The sequence below is a fragment of the Priestia sp. TGN 0903 genome (assembly GCF_050846855.1).
GTDB classification, from domain to species: Bacteria; Bacillota; Bacilli; order Bacillales; family Bacillaceae_H; genus Priestia; species Priestia zanthoxyli.
This window is the reverse complement of sequence record NZ_JBOZGL010000014.1, coordinates 16,378-37,587: the sequence shown is the minus strand read 5'-3', so window position 1 is coordinate 37,587 and position 21,210 is coordinate 16,378. Positions and strand designations below refer to the sequence as shown.

At 38.9% G+C, this 21,210-nt stretch carries 17 protein-coding genes; 2 read left to right on the top strand and 15 right to left on the bottom strand.

Going from position 1 to position 21,210, the window contains the following annotated elements; all coding sequences use genetic code 11:
- Positions 1–6: 6 nt before the first annotated feature.
- The 11 genes from ACRPLY_RS25270 to gatC all read right to left on the bottom strand — a co-directional run bounded on the left by ACRPLY_RS25270 (position 7) and on the right by gatC (position 12,196).
- Positions 7–990: a BMP family ABC transporter substrate-binding protein gene (locus ACRPLY_RS25270; RefSeq protein ID WP_251440746.1), complete on the bottom strand. Its 984-nt coding sequence runs from the start codon at positions 988–990 to the stop codon at positions 7–9.
- A 171-nt stretch (positions 991–1,161) separates the two neighbouring features.
- Entirely contained in the window at positions 1,162–1,392 is a 231-nt protein-coding gene (locus ACRPLY_RS25265) for a helix-turn-helix domain-containing protein (RefSeq protein WP_013055062.1), read from the bottom strand.
- Positions 1,393–1,405: 13 nt separating this feature from the next.
- Positions 1,406–4,144 (bottom strand): GTPase domain-containing protein, encoded by a 2,739-nt coding sequence (locus ACRPLY_RS25260; protein WP_432232148.1) that lies wholly within the window; start codon positions 4,142–4,144, stop codon positions 1,406–1,408.
- A 195-nt stretch (positions 4,145–4,339) separates the two neighbouring features.
- Positions 4,340–5,155, bottom strand: a complete 816-nt coding sequence (locus ACRPLY_RS25255; RefSeq protein WP_013055060.1) for a YitT family protein — start codon at positions 5,153–5,155, stop codon at positions 4,340–4,342.
- Between the two features lie 265 nt (positions 5,156–5,420).
- Positions 5,421–5,594, bottom strand: a complete 174-nt coding sequence (locus ACRPLY_RS25250; RefSeq protein ID WP_165635405.1) for a hypothetical protein — start codon at positions 5,592–5,594, stop codon at positions 5,421–5,423.
- A gap of 143 nt (positions 5,595–5,737) precedes the next feature.
- Positions 5,738–6,100, bottom strand: a complete 363-nt coding sequence (locus tag ACRPLY_RS25245; protein WP_155010617.1) for an SMI1/KNR4 family protein — start codon at positions 6,098–6,100, stop codon at positions 5,738–5,740.
- A 250-nt stretch (positions 6,101–6,350) separates the two neighbouring features.
- Entirely contained in the window at positions 6,351–7,724 is a 1,374-nt protein-coding gene (gene rlmD / locus ACRPLY_RS25240; protein WP_432232147.1) for a 23S rRNA (uracil(1939)-C(5))-methyltransferase RlmD, read from the bottom strand.
- A gap of 95 nt (positions 7,725–7,819) precedes the next feature.
- Entirely contained in the window at positions 7,820–8,752 is a 933-nt protein-coding gene (locus tag ACRPLY_RS25235; RefSeq protein ID WP_028410196.1) for a diacylglycerol kinase, read from the bottom strand.
- Between the two features lie 234 nt (positions 8,753–8,986).
- The gene (gene gatB / locus ACRPLY_RS25230) at positions 8,987–10,417 is read right to left on the bottom strand and encodes an Asp-tRNA(Asn)/Glu-tRNA(Gln) amidotransferase subunit GatB (RefSeq protein ID WP_013055057.1); all 1,431 of its coding nucleotides are present in this window, start codon (positions 10,415–10,417) and stop codon (positions 8,987–8,989) included.
- A 14-nt stretch (positions 10,418–10,431) separates the two neighbouring features.
- Positions 10,432–11,889 carry an Asp-tRNA(Asn)/Glu-tRNA(Gln) amidotransferase subunit GatA gene (gatA, locus tag ACRPLY_RS25225; RefSeq protein ID WP_013055056.1) on the bottom strand — a complete coding sequence of 486 codons (1,458 nt, stop codon included), beginning with the start codon at positions 11,887–11,889 and terminating at the stop codon, positions 10,432–10,434.
- 16 nt (positions 11,890–11,905) lie between these two features.
- Positions 11,906–12,196, bottom strand: coding sequence for an Asp-tRNA(Asn)/Glu-tRNA(Gln) amidotransferase subunit GatC (gatC, locus tag ACRPLY_RS25220; RefSeq protein ID WP_013055055.1), 291 nt, complete (start codon positions 12,194–12,196; stop codon positions 11,906–11,908).
- A 365-nt stretch (positions 12,197–12,561) separates the two neighbouring features.
- Between gatC and ACRPLY_RS25215 the strand changes: the two genes are divergently transcribed.
- Positions 12,562–13,047: a DUF3920 family protein gene (locus ACRPLY_RS25215; RefSeq protein WP_014461928.1), complete on the top strand. Its 486-nt coding sequence runs from the start codon at positions 12,562–12,564 to the stop codon at positions 13,045–13,047.
- Positions 13,048–13,101: 54 nt separating this feature from the next.
- Here ACRPLY_RS25215 and ACRPLY_RS25210 read toward each other — a convergent pair whose 3' ends face one another.
- From ACRPLY_RS25210 to ACRPLY_RS25195, 4 genes are read right to left on the bottom strand one after another with little or no spacing between them, the layout of a single operon-like run.
- A complete protein-coding gene (locus ACRPLY_RS25210; protein ID WP_014461929.1) occupies positions 13,102–14,295 on the bottom strand; it encodes a CamS family sex pheromone protein in 1,194 nt (397 codons plus the stop codon).
- A gap of 13 nt (positions 14,296–14,308) precedes the next feature.
- The gene (ligA, locus tag ACRPLY_RS25205; RefSeq protein WP_432232146.1) at positions 14,309–16,315 is read right to left on the bottom strand and encodes an NAD-dependent DNA ligase LigA; all 2,007 of its coding nucleotides are present in this window, start codon (positions 16,313–16,315) and stop codon (positions 14,309–14,311) included.
- A 20-nt stretch (positions 16,316–16,335) separates the two neighbouring features.
- Positions 16,336–18,561, bottom strand: a complete 2,226-nt coding sequence (gene pcrA, locus ACRPLY_RS25200) for a DNA helicase PcrA (protein WP_042992602.1) — start codon at positions 18,559–18,561, stop codon at positions 16,336–16,338.
- 52 nt (positions 18,562–18,613) lie between these two features.
- Positions 18,614–19,312 carry a heptaprenylglyceryl phosphate synthase gene (locus ACRPLY_RS25195; protein ID WP_033580830.1) on the bottom strand — a complete coding sequence of 233 codons (699 nt, stop codon included), beginning with the start codon at positions 19,310–19,312 and terminating at the stop codon, positions 18,614–18,616.
- Positions 19,313–19,824: 512 nt separating this feature from the next.
- On the opposite strand from ACRPLY_RS25195, the gene ACRPLY_RS25190 reads away from it, so the two are divergent.
- On the top strand, positions 19,825–21,207 hold the full coding sequence (locus tag ACRPLY_RS25190; RefSeq protein ID WP_028412526.1) for a glycine--tRNA ligase: 1,383 nt from the start codon (positions 19,825–19,827) through the stop codon (positions 21,205–21,207).
- The last annotated feature ends 3 nt before the right edge of the window (positions 21,208–21,210 follow it).

The window sequence follows — 21,210 nt, the reverse complement described above, 5'->3', positions numbered from 1 at the left end:
TCATAGTTACTTCGGCTGTGTAGACATTCTAACTTTCGAATATAAAATTTGTTTTTCTTGTTTACTGTACATCGGTCCAAAAGGCGCTAGTTTATAAACACCGTCCCTGGCGTCAAGTTTGACTTCTCCAGATGGAAGACCTTTTTTACTAAAATAGTTCTTCATAATCACGTTGTAAGCTTGAGGAACATCATTTATCACACTTGTTAAAATAACAGACCTACCCATGTACGCCTGATCATCTAAATATCCTATTACGTACATTCCTTGTGTTTTCGCTTCTTGAATAACTTCTTGATTATACGAATTTCCTTTAGCATAGACGATATCGACACCTTGAGCTTTTAACTCGCGGAGCAGCTTTACTGCTTTTGCTCCATCGTCTCGGCTGTTTACAACTCGATAATAAAAAGCAATCGATGAATCATACGCTTTGATTCCTTGTTCGAATCCTGGATTTTTTTCTTTTGCAAATGTATCGAGTAATCCAATTTTTTTCGTTTTTGTCTTCATGGCAGCTGCCGTGCCTGCCAGGTGTTCTATTTTTGTTTGATCAAATGTATATACAGTTTGGTTTTTATACATTGAAGTACCGTGAATGGTGACGAAATGAACATGAGGATACTTAGGAGCTAGTTCTGTAAAAACGGTAGAAAATTCTCTTCCATGTCCAATTACGACTTTTGTTCCATTTTGAATAACTTTTTCAGCAGCTTCCTTCATTTTTTGGTTCGTATTTACTTCGCTAATAACTTGAGCCGAAACGGGGTACTTCTGCTCGATGTTGATTTTTCCTTTATAAGCTAGACTGCCCCAGCTTTGATCTGTCAGTACATCAGAGGTGAGAATTGCAACGCTTGTGTTTTCTACTTTTTTTGTCGTTTGCTGACTTATAATCCCTTGTGTTTTCGAAACAATAATAATTAAAAACGAAGCGACAACAATCAGGGCAAGCAATAAAATCAGCCTTAACTGTCTTGATCGTTGCATAGACCTTCTCCTTTTTGTTTAGCATACTTTCATTATATAAAAAAAGCATCTAAAAAGACTACATCTTTAACGAAATTCCAACTTTTTTCGACATTTCTTTCATATCTTACCTTTTTTAACACTTTCACTCCAAAAGAAAAAGCAGAAAACATCTGTTTTCTGCTTCGGCCTTCAATCTTCATCTTTTACGTCCATATCTTCAGGGATTGGCTCATTTAGGTATTCTTCAATTTGTTTTTTATACTTTTCCATTTGCTCTAAATGAGTGTTAAACTGCTCTTTATTTAATAAGTAGTTTTCACCATCAAATATAGCCCTTACTTTTCCTTCTTGAATCAATTTCTGTACATATTCTTCAGGGAAAGATAGATACTCTGCTGCTTCTTTTATCGTTAAATACATCCTGCTCCACCTTTTAGACGTTATAGTGTACTTCTTCTGTAGCTTTAACCATTAACTCATACTGACGCAAGCGAAGCTGGAATAATGTTAACGGATCATAGTAAACTTCAGGATTGGCTTTCATATGACTTAATACGTCTTGATTTTCATTAATATGCGCCTGTGTTTCTTCAATCGTTTCTTTTAGAACCTCTTTTGGCTTTTCAAAGAATAGTTCAATATCAACTTCTAAATTTTTCTCAAATAAATTAAATTGCATAAAAAACTTTGCCAGCATAGATTCTGTGATATCTTGATAGTCTTGACTTTCAATGTACTTTTTATATTGATTATAAAGCAGCGTTTGATTTTGAAGAATGGAAGAAAACAGTTTTCCTGCTCCTTTTAACAAAAGCTGCGTTGGATTAACGCGAAGTAAAATATTTTCTTCATCCAGCTGAACCCGATTAGCCATACGATTAACGTCGCGGCGCCAGTCGTCCAGCACTTTAAAATCGCAGGCTAACGTTAATTTTTGCTCATTGTACATCTTATTTAATGACTCTGCTACTTCTTCAATATCTACTTGACTCGCAATCAGCTCTTCATTTGATGTAGCAATCCAGTCCTTTAAAGAAATGCGGAACTTAGGTAGAACATCTTGCTGCAAGTGCTCTTCCACGCGCATATTCATTTGTTTATTCAGCTCAATATGAACCGTACTAAAATCACTGTCTTCCTTCACTAATTCTGAAGACTTTTTGAGTAAACGAGGAATTTTATTTTTTAGCTTTTTGCTGATATCCTCTTTGATGCCGTGATAAGCCGAAACAATACTACTTGCTTTTTCTTGTTCTAAGTCATCCACTCGATGCAAGAAGCCATTTAATCGCACAAGCATATCTTCGTTCCATTTAATACTTTCAATCAAATGATTTTCTGTGTGATTTCTCTTCTCCACTAAGCCCTTTAGCATGTTTTGAATAAAGAACAGCAGTCTGCGCGCACGCTCTTCTACTCCAACGTCGTTTGGATCGTAATAGAAATTAGCTTTAATAAACTGAGCCAAGTCTCCGTGGTGCTGACTCGATACGTAGTGAGGCGTATAGGCTAATACATGCGCCTGTGGGAAATCAGCGCCAATGCTTGCCTCAAATTCTTTTGTAATTCGCTCAATCGTTGCTTGATTATAAAGACTGTCCATATTGTTGATGACAAAATGAACTGGCGTATTTGGCGCATATTCTTTAATCTCCAGCAATAATTCTCTTTCTTCATCAAGCAGCGATTCTTTTGCATCAAGCACAAACAGTAAACCATCTGCTAAAGGAGCATATTTAAATGCATCCTGCTCACGCGCCTCTTGTTCTGTAAAGCTTGGCGTAACAATGCATGAACAATTATGCTTATCAAGGAACGCAAAAGGTTTTTTCACTTCTACAAGCGCCTGGTGAGAAGATTGCTCCGCTCCGTCAATCGTTTCCATCGGAATGATTTCTTGATCAGCGATTTGCTGGATAGATTCTTCTTCATCATGAATGAACACAAAGGTTGTTTCATGATTTTGCGGTACCTTTTCTTCTGTAATCGATCCCACAAATGAAGACGTTGCAGCATTTGTTCCTGTAATTAATAAGTGTGTCGTATGAGCATCTAATAAAAAGTCTACCCACCATTTAAAGGTGTGCCCCACTTCTAAACCATTTTCATTAGCCCATTTAATAATGCCATGGCAAAGTTTGTAGTGATATTCAAGACCATCAATGTCGTTACGCGCCTCAAAAATTAATCTGCCTGCATTTTCGATTGTAATGGTATCAATAGTTGACGGAAACTTTTCATTCCATGAAAGCACGGCCGCAGACGGAAATAACGCACGTGACTTATTAGTAATTTTAAGCCAGTTTGTTAATACGTTCGGAATGACTTCATGCAATTCCTTTACAGAATGATCACTTTCCATTAAGTCAGTGTACGTCTCTTGATAAAGAGTTGAAATCTCTTGCCAATAATCATAGAGACCCACTTCAATATTCAAGAAAATATCATTGATGGTTTTAATCCAAGCAAGATAAGGAGGCTGACTCTTATATTGTTTCCATAAAGCTGAGACAAGCTGTTTGAAATATACTTGGTCCACTTTGTAAAATGAAATCATCACTTGATAAAAATAGTTAGGGATAAAGTTTGCTGTATATCCTTTATCTACGTAAGTCTTTAATACCGCAAACCAATTCAGCGATTCTGTTCGAATACACTCATCTACTGCAAGCTCCACTGCGCTATTAAAATCTTCTTGCTCTTCATAAAATCTTCGCGCAATCGCCGTGACGTTTGGATAATCCGGCTGAGAAGCAACCAGCTCGTTAATAACTTCATAAGCTCGTTCAATATTGTTATGGTCCGTATAAAGCGAAAACAGCTTTAGCGCTATTTCAGCTTTTAATACTTTTGAATCCGTTTCGATGGATAGGTAAAGCTCTTCAGCGAGCGTAGACAACCCCAATTCATAATGTGCGTCGGCTGTATTTTTCTTCGCCCACAGCTTAAACTCGCCATTTACATTCTCCCACTTAAAAATCGCGGATTCAAAATCTTGATTGTGGAAGTACACTTCTCCCTGAGCTAAGCGAATGAGCGATAAGTCGTACCACTCTTTTTGCTGCTCTTCGTAATAAGCTTGTCCAAGGACTTTTACAGGCGGCTGATTTTCATTTTCTTGCATAAACGTTTCGTAATATTTCTTTTTCGTTAACTGATATTCTACCGTCATATAGTCTCTCCTTTTTGATGTCAATATTTTATGTACTCTATCAAATTCCCTTTTTTATACTTTTCATACACGATATTTTCTTACTCATATTTTACGCAAAAAAAGCCTCAAGAACTACTCTTAAGGCTTTTTTTATAACTTTTATACTATAAAAATGGCTATTTATCATAAATCGGCGCTGAAATAACAAATATATTAATAGGCATCCCGTCGAAACAGCCCCATTACTTCTACCGTTTCCGTAATATTTACGAAAGCTTCAGGATCCACAGATTGAATTAACTGCTTGAGGTTTGCAAGCTCATAGCGTGAAATCACCGTCATTAATATTTTACGGTCTTCTCTTGAATAAGCTCCTTCACCGTTCATTAACGTCACACCGCGCACCAAATTCGTAAGAAGCTGCTGCTTCATTTCTTCGCCTTTTCTCGTAATAATGGTTAACGTGAGCTTAATGTGGCGAGTATGAATCGCATCCACTACTTTTCCTGTGACGAAAATCGAAAGCATCGTATATAAAGCCGCGTCCCAATTCACAAAGAAACCTGAAACAAATACGACCACGGCATTCATCGCTGATAATATAGCGCCAAGCGGAAATTCTTTTTTATGCGTAAGAAGCATCGCAATAATATCAAATCCACCTGTTGAGGCTGACTGACGAAAAACAAACCCTACGCCAATTCCAGTTAAAACTCCTCCAAAAACAGCTGACAGAATAGGATCTGTACTAACAGCTCTCAAGGGAATCACGTATAAAGCAATTGATAAAGCCACAACGGACAGCAGCGTATGTAAAACAAACCGCTTTCCTAACTTCATAAAACCAATAATTAAAAGGGGTAAATTCAACAAAAAATTCATTGTTCCCGTGCTTGCAGGCGTTAAAATTCCTATAATCATAGCAATACCGCTAATGCCGCTGCTTAGCACTTTATGGGGGATTAAAAACCAATTGTATGCAAATCCAATTAACACAGAACCCGCTATAATAGCAATTGCTCTATACATGATGTCCCTTCACCTCTTACCACAAATATAATGTTTTCATTTATTGCTTCTTTATTATAATTCCTAAAATATTGAAAACCTTAAAAAAAGTATATTCAGAAATTTGCTGTGTTGGTGGGGTGGACAAACGGCAAAATAAAACGGACATACAAGCGGATAATGCTTTTATATCAAGCTTTTGCTGCTTTTGGTATAAAAATGCTAACTTTACCTTTTCCGTACTTATTTAACCTAAAAGAAGTTGAGACACCATAATGAAATGAATCTAATTTAAAGGCGAACAACTAGTATAGATGAGCTTGTATGGAACCGCAGTTGATTTCCGTGCAAGACTTCGCTTTCCGCGGGCGGCCGCTGAGCCTCCTCGTCGCTTGCGCTCCTGCGGGGTCTCACCTGTTCCGCTTTTCCCGCAGGAGTCTTCGCCTTGCCCTCCAATCAACTGCTAGAAGGAACGAAACAGACGACACTTATTTGCCCTAACAAAAAAATAAACCATGAATCAAACATGTTAATTAATGGTTCGTTTTTTACTTGGGTTAAAATACTTTTGTCCCAGCCTCTTGGTGGAAAGTTATTTTAATTTTATTCTTCTTCATATAGACCATTAATAAATTCTTCAAATGAATGGGCGACGAAAAAAATACTGCTTTCAGGATTCTCGTATGCTAGTTCATGATTTATAAAAACGATAATAGGCCGCTGAGAGTTAGAACGGTAGTCAAAACATACATGATTATCCGCTATGTCATCTCCAAATGGGCAAATACCATCAACTAGCTGGTATTTAATATCATGATACACGTTTAAAATGTAATCCTTTTTCTCCTGATTAAAACTTAGTAAGTGGTAAAAAGAACATTCTCTCTTTCCAACATTAAATCCATCAGCTGAAGGTTCTCCACCATGATACTTTGTTACACATTCAATAAAGTGGATTGGAAACAATACATCCTATACTTTTTCTACATTCAAAATGGTTTCTAAACTTACCTCTTTTTCATCCGTTTCCCACGTAATCAATTTGCTTCCTCCATTTTGCCTTATGTATATTTAGGAATCTTTTTACTCCCATTTATAATTGCTTTTATTTGTTTCTCTATAAATCTTTTAGTATATTCCGTACTGTATTAAAAATAAAAGCCAATATAAAACACCACTACCATTCCTAATGATAGTGGTGTTTCAAACAATTTTCTTATTTTAATGTAAGCACCGCCACATTCTCCACATGCGTCGTATGCGGGAACATATCAACAGGCTGAACTTCAACCGTCTCATAGCCGCCTTTTTCTAGAATAGCTAGATCACGCGCAAGAGTTGCTGGTCCGCATGAAACATAGACAACTTTTTTCGGCTTCATCTCGATGATGGTATTTAAAAGGGCTTCGTCGCATCCTTTTCGCGGTGGATCTACGACGATGACGTCTGCTTTGATGCCTTGTTTGTACCAGTTTGGAATGACGACTTCTGCTTCGCCTACTGCAAATTCAGCGTTGTGAATACCGTTTAGCTCAGCGTTGCGCTTTGCATCTTCAATCGCTTCAGGGACGATTTCAACGCCATATACTTTTTTCGCTTTTTGAGCGAGAAATAACGAGATTGTTCCGATTCCACAGTAGGCGTCAATGACCGTTTCTTCTCCTGTTAAATCTGCATACTCAAGCGCTTTGTCATACAGCACTTTCGTTTGCTCAGGGTTTACTTGGTAGAATGATTTTGCTGAAATGGCAAATTTAACATCGCCGATATAGTCGTAAATATATTCTTCTCCCCAAAGTACGTGCGTTTGGTTCCCTAAAATGACGTTCGTGCGCTTGCTGTTTACGTTTTGAACAATTGATTTCACGTTCGGCACGGCTTCGATAATGTCTTCTATAATACGCTTTTTGTTTGGCAACTCAGCTGTACGAGTCACAATTACAACCATAATTTCACCCGTTACAAGTCCGTAGCGCGCCATGATATGACGAAGCGAGCCTTTATGCTTTTGTTCCTGGTAAGCAGAAACCCCATGCTTTTCACAGATTGATTTGACAGCTTGAACAACATCATCATTTGCCTGCTGCTGAATCAAACAGGCATCCATGTTAATGATATCGTGGCTTCGCTGCTGATAAAATCCAGCGACCAAACCGCCTTCTCGCTCTGCTACGGGAACTTGAGCTTTGTTTCGATAGCGCCAAGGATCGTTCATTCCTAGCGTCGAATGTACCGGAACGTCAGGTAAATGGCCAATTCGCGCCATGACGTCTTTTACTTGCTTTTGTTTAAATTGCAGCTGTCCTTCATAGCTTACATGCTGCAGCTGACAGCCTCCGCACTGCTTGTATACCGGACAGGGTGCTTCAACACGCTGCTCACTAATTGTATGGTGCTTGATAAGCTTGCCAAACGCATAGCCTTTTTTTACTTTAATGACTTTTACTTGGCCGCTTTCGCCGGGCAGCGCATTTTGAACGAAAACAGGAAATCCGTTCACTTTCGCTACACCCGCTCCGTCATGCGTTAAATCTTCAAACGCAACATCTATATATTCATTTTTTTCTACAGGTGGTTTTAATTTTTCCATTTATCGTTACATCCTTTTAGTCATTTGAAAATGCTGAACTGATTGTACCATAAGAGCGAAAGCCAAACAAAGGAAAGCATGAAAAAAGATCGCAATTAGGCGATCTCATTTTTTTCCATCAATTCAGCTGTTGCTTTTGGAACAAAGATTTCTACATGGCGATATAAGTTTACAAATTCCCCAGGCAATAACCCACCGTACTCGCCATCTAGATTTAGCTGCATTTTATCATTCGTATGAATTTTAACACGGTTCGCTTTTGTATAAATAATGTGAGGATCATTGATATGTTCTCCTCGCAGCGCAAGTGTCGCAATTCGAATAAATTCAGCTAAATTTGCTTTCTTTAAAATAATTAAATCAAACATGCCGTCGTCTAAAGAAGAATCTGGTGCCAGCTTTTCAAAACCGCCGACTGAGTTCGTCAAGGAAACGAGGAAGAACATAATCTCGCCGCCAAAGAATTTTCCGTCATACTCAATTTCAACAGATGTTGGTTTAATAGAAGGAAGCATTTCCATACCTTTTAAATAGTAAGCTAGCTGTCCAAGCATTGTTTTTAACTTGCTTGGCACTTCATACGTTAATTCAGTTAAACGGCCGCCTCCGGCGATATTTACAAAATAATGCGTTTCTCCGTCGTTTGTTACACAGCCTAAATCAATTGGCTTCGTTACGCCTTCTACAATAACATCAACAGCGCCTTCAATTGTACGCGGAACATTAATGGCACGAGCAAAGTCATTGGTTGTTCCAACAGGAATAATACCTAGCTGCGGACGATAGTCTTGTCCGGCAATACCGTTTACGACTTCATTGATGGTACCGTCTCCACCGGCTGCAATTACAACATCAAAGCGGCGCTCTACTGCTACTTTGGCAGCTTCTGTTGCATCGCCAGCGCAAGTTGTAGCATGACAAGATGTTTCGTAGCCTGCTTGCTCTAGCTTTTGCAAAACTTCCGGTAAGTTTTTCTTAAAAATTTCACGGCCCGATGTCGGGTTATAAATAATTCTCGCTCTTTTCATATTCATCATCCTAATAATGATAATTTGTCACAAATCTTTGCCTACTTTTATCAGTGAAAGAATGCCCCCTCACATTACATCATCAACAAGAGGGGGCATGAACAAACATATTATAAAGAAATTAACCTTGATATACAATATTCACGTTTCGGTTTTTATTCATACCTTCAGCGCGATCGCCCTTACTCATAATAAATGTGAGATGGATACCCACCTCACATTTAGTTATCAAATTTAGCGTTTATTAATTTCTTCTAAAAGAATTTTATTAACCATCGGTGGGTTCGCTTGGCCTTTTGAAGCTTTCATAATTTGACCAACTAAGAAGCCAATTGCACGATCCTTACCGTTTTTGAAATCTTCAATAGACTGAGGGTTTGCATCTAATGCATCTGTTACGAATTTACGTAAAGTTGCATCATCAGAAATTTGTACAAGACCTTTTTCTTTTACAATTTTCTTTGCATCTCCGCCATTTTCAATTAATTCTTTGAATACTTTTTTCGCAATTTTAGACGAAATTGTACCTTCTTGAATTAATTGAATCATACCAGCTAGGCCTTCAGGTGTTAATGCTACATCTGAAAGTTCTTTTTGGTTTGAGTTTAAGTAAGCAGAAACTTCACCCATTAACCAGTTAGAAGATAGCTTCGCATCTCCGCCCGCAGCAAGTGTTGCTTCAAAGAAATCAGACATTTCTTTTGTTAGCGTTAATACCATTGCATCATAAGCAGGTAAGCCAAGCTCTTCTACATAGCGCTTTTTACGAGCATCTGGAAGTTCAGGAATCGAAGCACGAACGCGTTCTTTCCACTCTTCGTCGATGTGTAATTCTAATAAATCAGGCTCTGGGAAGTAGCGGTAGTCGTCAGATCCTTCTTTTACACGCATCAGAATTGTTTCACCCGTAGACTCATCAAAACGGCGTGTTTCCTGCTCGATTAAGCCACCAGACAATAACACTTTTTCTTGACGAATCTCTTCGTGTTCAAGACCGCGGCGCACATAGTTAAATGAGTTTAAGTTCTTTAGCTCAGCTTTTGTACCAAACTCTTCTTGTCCAACTGGACGTAAAGAAATATTGGCATCACAGCGAAGTGAACCTTCTTCCATTTTACAGTCGGATACGCCTGTATATTGAATGATTGATTTTAGTTTTTCTAAATAAGCATATGCTTCTTCAGGGGAACGCATATCTGCTTCCGATACAATCTCAATTAGAGGTGTACCTTGACGGTTGAAGTCTACTAGTGAATAGCCATCGCCTGTATGCGTTAACTTACCAGCATCTTCTTCTAAATGAAGTCGGTTGATACGAATGCGCTTCGTTTCACCTTTAACTTCCACTTCAATCCAACCGTTCTCGCCAATTGGTTTATCAAATTGAGAGATTTGATAAGCTTTTGGGTTATCCGGATAGAAATAGTTTTTACGATCAAACTTTGTATCTGTTGCGATTTCACAGTTTAGCGCAAGCGCTGCTTTCATTGCAAAATCAACTGCTTCTTTGTTTAACACAGGTAGTACGCCAGGATAACCTAAGTCAATTACACTTGTGTTAGCATTTGGAGCCGCACCAAATGCGTTTGGACTTGCTGAGAAAATTTTAGATTTTGTCTTAAGCTCAACGTGTACTTCAAGACCAATAATCGTTTCAAAGTTCATCTTTATCTCACCCCTTACAGTGCTGGTTTCGCTTTATGATGCTCAGTTGCTTGTTCGAATGCGTGAGCAACACGATAGATTGTGCTTTCGTCGAAATGCTTACCGATAATTTGTAACCCTAATGGCAATCCATTTGATAAGCCGCAAGGCACAGAAATACCAGGTACTCCAGCAAGGTTTACTGGGATTGTTAAAATATCGTTTGCATACATTGTTAATGGATCATCTGTTTTCTCACCAATTTTAAATGATGGAGTTGGTGTAGTTGGTCCAATGATAACGTCATAGTTTTCAAATACAGACTCAAAGTCTTGCTTGATTAACGTACGTACTTGCTGTGCTTTTTTGTAGTAAGCATCATAATAACCAGAGCTTAACGCAAATGTTCCAAGCATGATACGGCGTTTTACTTCGTTTCCAAAGCCTTCGCTTCGAGACTGCTTGTACATTTCAATTAAGTTCTCAGCATTATCTGTACGGTATCCGTAGCGAACGCCGTCAAAACGAGATAAGTTAGCAGACGCTTCAGAAGAAGATAATAGATAATACGTAGCTAATGCGTATTTAGAGTGTGGAAGCGATACTTCTTCCCAAGTTGCGCCTAGTCCTTCTAACACTTTTAGTGCATCTAAAACAGACTGGCGAGCTTCTTCGCCCACACCTTCGCCCAAGTATTCTTTTGGAACAGCAATTTTAAGACCTTTTACGTCACCTGTTAAAGCAGATACATAATCCGGTACATCAACATTAGCAGAAGTAGAATCCATTGGGTCTACGCCTGAAATTGCTTGAAGTAAGTATGCATTATCTTCAACAGAATTTGTGATTGGTCCGATTTGATCTAAAGAAGATGCAAATGCCACTAATCCGTAACGAGATACGCGACCATATGTTGGTTTTAATCCGACAACACCACAGTAAGCAGCTGGCTGACGAATTGAACCACCTGTATCAGAACCTAAAGAAAACGGAACTTCGCCTGCTGCTACAGCTGCAGCTGAACCACCGCTAGATCCACCCGGTACGTAATCTAAATTCCATGGGTTGCGCGTTAACTGAAGACCTGAGTTTTCAGTTGAAGAACCCATTGCGAATTCATCCATATTTAATTTACCGATTGTTACCGCTTCAGCTGCCTGCAGTTTTTGAACAACTGTTGCATCATAAATCGGATCAAAGTTTGCTAGAATTTTACTAGAGCAAGTTGTACGTAAATCTTTTGTGACAATATTATCTTTTACACCGATCGGCATACCAAATAATAGGCCAAATTCATCTTTTGTTTGTAATGCTTCATCTAGCTCTTTTGCATAAGCACGAGCATTGTCTTCATTAAGCGCTAAGAACGCACCTACTTTATCATCTACTTCATTAATACGTTTGTATGATTCGTCTACTAAATCTTGTACACGTACTTCTTTCTTGTGTAAAAGGCTATGTAGTTCTGAAAGTTTACGATCGAATAAAGACATCGTAAAGCCTCCTTCCTTATTCTAAAATAGTTGGTACTCGAATGTAGCCATCCTTGTGGTCTGGCGCGTTTTTTACTACGTCTTCAATTGGTAAGCCTTTAGCTGGCTTATCTTCACGCATCACGTTTTTCATATCCAATACGTGAGAAGTTGGTTTTACATTTGTAGTATCTAGCTCATCTAATTGTTCTGCATATGTAATAATAGCATCTAATTGTTTTGTAAATAGTTCTGCTTCGTCATCCGTCACCGCAAGTCTCGCTAAGTTTGCAACGTGTTTTACTTGATCAACAGAAATTCTTGACATGTTCCTTCACCTCCGAATATTCGTCCCACTACAATATACTGATAATACCAAACTTCACTAGCAACAGGCAACATTTCTGAGACTAGTTCCTAAAATATTAAAAACCCCGCCAGACAAGACAGGGCTTACATTTATCACTTCTATTTTATACCAAATCTATTTCATTCAAACAACATTCCATACTTTTCCTTCGTCATAAAATATTTCTCTCTTGCATAGGTATAAAATAACCTTCTTTTTAGAAAAGATAGATAGAAAGAGAAACATGCTTTAGAAGAACACACCACCATGTTTTAATTTCACTAGTCTTTGGGAAAGTAAAGAAAACGAATAACTACTTTACCGTAAAAGAGGTGCTATAAAAATTGAATAAAATACTTATACAGTCAGTCATCCACCAGCGCCCTGTGTATCAGCAAAGCGGAAGATGGTTTGTATTAGATGAAGAATTCAAGTGGGATTTGTCCACCTTGCAAAAAGATGTTTTTGCTTGTTTAAATAAAGCCTTTCATATTCCTATCATTTTTTGTGATTCATGTGAAGCCAATAAAATTGTCTCCGCTCTTGGAGAAGAAGAAGCAGAATACCTGCAGTTTGCCTCAGGTGTTTACTGGCGAGAAGTCGGTATTATATTTATTTTTAAATTTGATGACTACCTTCCGCTTGTTGAAACCATCTTTCACGAGCTGCGTCACTATATTCAGGATCACATCCCTTATTATCAGAAAGAATTTGAGCTGGATAAAAAACGCCCGTATGAAGAGCGGACAACCGAACAAGATGCGTTTGCATTTGCTGCTTATTATCTTGCTAAGTTTACAAGACAAAATTCTCACGCCATTCCTTCATAAAAGGCAATTTCATAGAATTAGAAAAAGACACTGCTTTCGCAGTGTCTTTTTTGCTTACTCTTCGTAAATATGAACGAACGGCTTGTCTTCATCTGCTTTTCTAACAATGAGAGCTTCCGGTCCGCTTACTGAGTTAATAGAGATACTCGTTTCCATATATGAAGGGAAATGATCAAGCATTAAACCAGCAACGTACTGAGTAAATCCTACAATTTCACCTTTTCCATAAAATTGTACGGGAATATCAATCGTCATTTTTTGAAGCTGTCCATCTTTGTAATACCCTTTCCCTACTACGCTTGTAAAGTTTGGGAAATAGTCTTCGATTTGCGCTTTAAACTCATCAAATTTCATCGCATCATCTCGGTGATCTTTTGTTGCATCTGATGATGGGAATAAATAATATTGCTCGTCTAAATTATCCCAGCTGCCAACGGCCGTATCATTTGAACCTGCATTTCCGACAGCTATAAAGTTACCCGGTGTTAAAGAGGACTTAGCACTTTGTTTGAATAATGCTACTCGAACTGGCACATTTTCTAAGCCTTTGATGTTGCGCATACGCTTAACAATTTCATCTGCCATTTGCTTTCCTTGCGCTTCAATCTCTTTATTTGTAAGCTTCACTTCACGTGCATAACCATTTTCTTCTGTATAATAATGAACAGAATTCATCGCTAAGCCAATTGTGACGCCTCCAAGTTTTACCTTGTCGTCTCCGTCTTGGATAAGGTAATCTTGCTCAGTAATGTTCGCTAAGTACATTGGACTTGTTTCGTTGCGCGTTTTCAAATCGCCTTTTTCTGTATCAATTGGGTTTAACCCATTGTTTTTAAGCTTCTTTTTCGCCGTATCATCTTTTGTTTTGCTTTGAAGATCTTTAAACTGTTTATCACTCAGCTTACGGCTTAACCATGAGCGAATGGTATCTTTATCAAGGTACTGGCCTTCTTGATACACATATTTTTTCGGAGAATAGCTATCTGTCGATAAGCGCATTAAGCCTGTTTCAAATTCTTGCGCATCCAAGCGGTTATTTAAGTTTGCTGCTACTAAGCCTCTTGCCACTCCCGCTTTAAATGGAAGAATTGTTCGGTAATAATCATCTGAAATACTATACTTCGGAATAACTGCTTTTTCTTTCTTGTTGTTGGTTTGTTGAACAGTCTCTTTATCGTCCGAAAGGTTCGGTGCACACGCTGAAGTTACAAGCATGACCGCAAGAGAAAGTAACAATATCTTTTTCAACTACACACACCTCTTATTTATTTAATTCCGTAAGTAGCCTTGCCTCATCCCATACTTCAATTTCAAGCTCGTTAGCTTTTGTCAGTTTGGAACCAGCCTCTTCCCCTGCCACAACAAGGTCTGTCTTTTTACTTACGCTTCCTGTGACTTTACCGCCAAGTGCTTCAATTTGTGCTTTTGCCTCATTGCGAGATAGCTGTTCAAGCTTACCTGTTAATACAACGGTTTTACCAGCAAAAACAGAATCTACATTTTCTACACTTACAAGCTTGGGTCCTTTGTATGTAAGGTTTACTCCATACTCTTTTAATTCATGTATAAGTTCTTGAACCTCTTCTTGTGTAAAGTAAGCGACAATAGCATCAGCCATTTTGGCACCAATTTCATTAATTGCCACTAATTCATCATACGTTGCTTTTGTTAACTTGTCTATGGTTTCAAAGTGCTGAGCTAACGTCTTTGCAGCTTTTGCTCCGACATGGCGAATGCCCAAACCAAAAAGCAAACGCTCAAGCGAATTTTCTTTAGAGGCTTCGATGGCCGAAATCAAATTATCAGCAGATTTCTCACCCATGCGCTCAAGCTCGATTAACTGCTGTTTTGTCAGCGTATAAATATCCGCTACATCTTTAATTAACTGTTCGCGAAATAATTGTGATATAACTTTTTCACCAAGTCCATCAATGTTCATCGCATTGCGGGACACGAAATGAATAAGTCCTTCACGAATTTGAGCAGGACAGCTTGGGTTAATGCAGCGAAGCGCCACTTCTCCTTCTAAACGCACCAGTTCACTTTCACATTCCGGGCAGTGAGTAGGCATCGTAAACTCTTGCTCTTCTCCCGTTCGCTTCTCCTCAATTACATTCACTACCTCAGGAATAATATCTCCTGCTTTTTTCACCACGACATAATCTCCGATACGAATGTCTTTTTCACGAATTAAATCTTCATTGTGAAGAGACGCACGCTGTACCGTCGTACCTGCTACTTGAACCGGCTCCAAAATAGCTGTTGGCGTAATAACACCTGTCCGGCCTACCGTCAGCTCAATATTTACAAGCTTGGTTACAACTTCTTCAGCAGGAAACTTATAAGCAATAGCCCAGCGTGGACTTTTGGCCGTTGTTCCAAGCTCAGCCTGCTGATCAAATGAATCTACTTTTACAACAATGCCATCAATATCATAAGATAGTTCTGGACGTTGCGTTTGCCAGCTTTCGATGTAAGCAATCACATCATCAATGGTTTCACACGTCTGTCTTTCCTTATTTGTTTTAAAGCCAAGCTCATCGAGTAAATTCAAACTTTCACTGTGAGAGTCGATTTCTAATTCTCCTGTATCAGTCATGGCATAGACAAAGATATCTAAATTACGTTTTGCCGCAATTTTAGGATCTAGCTGACGCAGTGAGCCTGCAGCTGCGTTACGCGGGTTAGCAAACGGAACTTCATCTCTTTCCATTTTTGCTTCATTAAGTGCTTCGAATGATTTTCTCGGCATAAATGCTTCTCCGCGAACTTCCATTGATAACGGTTCTTTAATTCGCAGTGGAATAGAGCGGATTGTTTTTAAGTTTTCAGTAATATTTTCACCAGTCGTACCGTCTCCGCGCGTAGCCCCCAGCACTAAGTATCCATCCTCATAGCGAAGAGATACAGCAAGCCCGTCAATTTTAAGTTCGCATACATAAGAAAACTCATCTCCGGCAGTTTGGCGCACTCGGCGGTCAAAATCCCGAAGGTCTTCTTCATTAAATGCATTTCCTAAACTCAGCATAGACGTTTGATGCTGAACCTTCTCAAACGCATCGAGCACTTGGCCGCCGATGCGCTGAGTAGGTGAGTCAGCTGTTTTTAATTCTGGAAATGATTCTTCTATCTCAATTAACTCATTCATTAATTTATCGTATTCTGCATCTGGAACAGATGGCTGATCTAACACATAATATTCATATCCATATTGATTTAATAAGTCGCGTAATTCTTGAACGCGTGATTTTGCTGTCTCAAACTCCATATTCTAGCTCCTTTTCACGATTACACTTTCGTAACCGGGGCAAATTTAGCAAGCAGTCTTTTTACACCTGTAGGACTAGGAAAAGCAATGTCTAATTCTTTTGAGTCTCCTTCTCCTTTTACACTTACAACTGTACCAATTCCCCATTTTTTGTGTTCGGCCTTATCTCCAACGCTCCATCCAATTGACTCACTGCCCGTTGATACAAGCTTCGTTTTTGCCACGGCCGCTTGTCGGCGTGCTGCAAACGGCGAAGCTGAAGACCCTGAACGACCAGCAGCAGGCTTGCGCATCGTTTCATTTAAAGATTCCACAAGCTCGCTTGGGATTTCTCCAATGAAGCGCGATTTTGGATTGACGTTTGTTTTACCAAATAGTGTACGCATTTGAGCATTTAATAAATACAATTCTTGTTCAGCACGTGTAATCCCTACGTAGGCTAAGCGTCGTTCTTCTTCCATTTCATTATCTTCGAATAATGATCGGCTATGAGGGAATACGCCTTCTTCCATACCCATTAGGAAAACAACCGGGAACTCTAGACCTTTTGCTGAGTGAAGCGTCATCAGAATCACTTGTTCGTTCTCTTCTTCTTCCTCATCATCAAGCTTATCGATATCAGCAACAAGTGCTAAATCGGTTAAAAATGCTACTAAGCTTTTATCTTCGCTTGCTTCTTCAAACGTTTTTGTAACAGATAAAAACTCATCAATATTCTCTAAGCGACTTTGTGCTTCAATTGTTTTTTCTACTTTAAGCGCTTCACGGTATCCTGTTCTTTCTAATACTTGTTCCACAAGCTCTGTTACAGACATATAGTCTTGCATTTGAGCTAAGTTTGAAATCATTGATTGGAAATCACGCAGTGCCTTTGTTGCTTTACCCGTTAACCCCATCAATTCTACTTCATCAAGCGCTTTGAAAATAGAAATGTCATGAACGTTTCCGTAATTGGCTACTTTATCGACTGAAGTAGCTCCAACTCCGCGTTTTGGAACGTTCACAATACGAGCTAAGCTAATGTCATCATCTTGGTTGGCAATTAAGCGCAAGTACGCAAGCAAATCTTTAATCTCTTTGCGGTCGTAGAACTTAATCCCGCCGACAATCGTATAGTTAATATTGGATTTTAGCAGTACTTCCTCCATTACACGCGACTGTGCATTTGTACGATACAAAATGGCAAAATCGCTATATTTACGTTTGCCGCTGTCTACTGCTTCTTTGATTTTACGTGCTACAAACTGTGCCTCATCATGCTCACTCATTGCTTGGTAATGATAAATCTTCTGGCCTTCATCGTTTTCCGTCCATAAGTTTTTCACTTTACGATTCATATTGTTTGCAATGACGCCGTTTGCCGCAGCCAAAATCGTTTTCGTTGAACGATAATTTTGTTCAAGCAAAATGGTTTTGGCTTTTGGGTAATCTTTTTCAAATGACAAGATATTTGTAATATCAGCCCCGCGCCAGCGGTAAATAGACTGATCTGAATCCCCTACTACGCATACATTTTCAAATCGTGCGGCTAGCAAGCGAACCAGCATATATTGTGCATGGTTTGTATCTTGATACTCGTCCACATGAATATATTGAAACTTGCGCTGATAGTACGTTAACACTTCAGGAACTCGTTTAAATAACTGAATCGTTGTCATAATCAAATCATCAAAATCGAGCGCTTGGTTTTTCTTTAAACGCTTTTCATACTCTTTATAGACTTTACTTACAACTTCTTCATATGGTCCTGCTGCTGTTTTATCAAATTCTTCCGCTACTTTCAGTTCATTTTTAGCTGAACTAATGCTTCCTAATAGCGAGCGCGGATCGAATTTTTTTGGGTCGATGTTTTGATCTTTTAAAATGTTTTTAATAACGGACAGCTGATCCGTTGAATCTAAAATCGTAAAGTTGCGATTAAAGCCAATACGATCAATATCTCTTCGTAAAATACGTACGCACATCGAGTGGAACGTTGAAATCCAGATATCTTCTGCCACTCCGCCAACGATACTTGCCACACGCTCTCTCATTTCACGAGCTGCTTTGTTTGTGAAGGTAATAGCTAAAATATTCCAAGGTGCAACTTCTTTTTCCGCCATTAAAAACGCAATTCGATGCGTTAATACGCGTGTTTTCCCACTTCCTGCACCGGCCATAAGTAATAATGGTCCGTCTGTTGTTTTAACTGCCTCTTGCTGCTGAGGGTTTAATCCTGTTAATAATTTTTCACTTAAAAAATTCACGTTTTCACCGCCTATATCGAACATATATTCTCTATTCTACTTTATTTATTTTTCACTGTGCAATATTCTTTTTTACCGCTTTTACCGTTTTTAATGCTTCCGATAAATTTGTATAAATAACATTTCCTACAATAACTGTATCAGCTAGCTCTCCCATCTCACTTGCTTGCTCTTTTGTCTCAATACCGCCGCCGTAAAATAACTTCGTCTCATTTAGCGAATTTTTCACTTCTGCCACTAATGCAGGGTCTCCATATGTTCCACTGTATTCTAGATAGAAAACGGGCAAATGAAACATGCGTTCAGCCATGCGAGCATACGCTACAACATCTTCTGCATCCAAATCGGTTTTCGCTTCCGTTAGCGCAGCTACTTTTGCTTCGGGGTTAAGTACGCAGTATCCTTCTACAAAAATTTCATCCCAGTCCATGATTTCACCGTATTCCTTCATCGCCGCATGATGTAAGTCAACAATCCACTTTGGATCCTTGCTGTTTAAAACGGTCGGAATGAAATAAGAATCAAAACCAGGCGTTACAGAGTCAATTGTTGATACTTCTAGCGCACACGGCACCGTGTAGCGGCGAATACGCATTAACAGCTGCAGCACATTGTCTAAAGTTACTCCGTCTGATCCTCCAACAAGAACCGCATCCGTGCCGGATTCGCAAATTTTTTCTAAATCTGCATCTGAAATTTCTTTATTAGGATCTAATTTAAAGACATGTCTCCACTCTTTAATATCATACATATAGGTTCCTCCATTTCTTTACACTTAAAAGTTCGCGCTCGTCCATTTGTTCATTATAACAAAACTAAGAGGGTGAAATGAAAGGAAAACCGAACTTTTCATCACGTTTTTTGTTTTCAAAAAATATGGATAAAAGATATGGTTTCATCCTCAAATTCCGGAAGAAAACATCACAAAAAAAGCCCATTTTGCACAAGGTTATTGTTTCTCTGCATAGGATATGCTAATATATAGCTACTAAAATTCATATGATATACGCTGAAGGATCAATAGTACTTAAATCCTCTTCACAAAGCGAACTAGGGATGGTGGGAGCCTAGAGAATGGTTTAAGGAAAAGGCAATCTGGAGTATATACAGACGAAGGTGGATACATTTTGTATCAACCAGGGTGGAACCGCGGGAAAAACTCTCGTCCCTGGGCATATTGTTGATATGCCCAGGGACGAGAGTTTTTTTGTACCCGCTCTTTTTGTTTCGCTTGAATTACTACCATTTACAGGAGGAATTAGAATGTCAAAAACAATGGATCAAATCGTATCTCACGCCAAACATCGCGGCTTTGTATTTCAAGGTTCTGAAATTTACGGCGGTCTTGCAAATACATGGGATTACGGCCCGCTTGGCGTAGAATTAAAAAACAATATTAAAAAAGCATGGTGGAAAAAATTCATTCAAGAATCTCCATATAACGTTGGTTTAGACGCTGCGATTTTAATGAATCCAAAAACATGGGAAGCTTCTGGTCACTTAGGAAACTTTAATGACCCAATGATCGACTGTAAGGATTGTAAAGCTCGTCACCGTGCTGATAAATTAATTGAAGAAAAGCTTCAAGAAAAAGGCATTGAAATGATCGTAGACGGCCTTTCATTTGATGCAATGGCTGACTTAATTAAAGAACATGAAATTACATGTCCTGAGTGTGGTTCAGCTAACTTCACTGAAATTCGTCAATTTAACTTAATGTTCAAAACGCACCAAGGTGTAACTGAAACATCAACAAATGAAATTTACCTTCGTCCTGAAACAGCTCAAGGTATTTTCGTAAACTTTAAAAACGTTCAGCGCTCAATGCGTAAAAAGCTTCCATTCGGTATCGGCCAAGTGGGTAAAAGCTTCCGTAACGAAATTACACCTGGTAACTTCACATTCCGTACACGTGAATTTGAACAAATGGAGCTTGAATTCTTCTGTAAACCAGGCACTGAATTAGAATGGTTTAACTACTGGAAAGAAACATGTAACAAATGGCTTCTTTCTCTTGGCATGAAAGAAGAAAACGTTCGTCTTCGCGACCATGATGATGATGAACTTTCTCACTACAGTAATGCAACAACAGACTTTGAATACAAATTCCCATTCGGCTGGGGCGAACTATGGGGCGTAGCTTCTCGTACAGACTATGACTTAAAGCAGCATATGGAACACTCTGGAGAAGACTTCCAATACGTTGATCAAGAAACAAACGAACGCTATGTACCTTACTGCATCGAGCCTTCTTTAGGTGCTGACCGTGTAACATTGGCTTATATGATTGATGCATATGAAGAAGAAACGTTAGAAGACGGCTCATCTCGTACAGTAATGCAGCTTCACCCTGCTTTAGCACCATTTAAAGCTGCTGTATTGCCACTTTCTAAAAAGCTTTCTAACGAAGCGCGCGCTGTCTTTGAAGATTTAGCAAAACACTTTATGATTGACTACGATGATGCTGGTTCAATCGGTAAACGTTACCGTCGCCATGATGAAATCGGTACGCCTTTCTGTATTACATTCGACTTCGATTCATTAGAAGACAATCAAGTAACAATTCGTAACCGCGACACAATGGAACAAAAACGTGTAGCAATTAGCGACCTGAAAAATATCATTGAAGAAGCAACTCAATTTTAATTA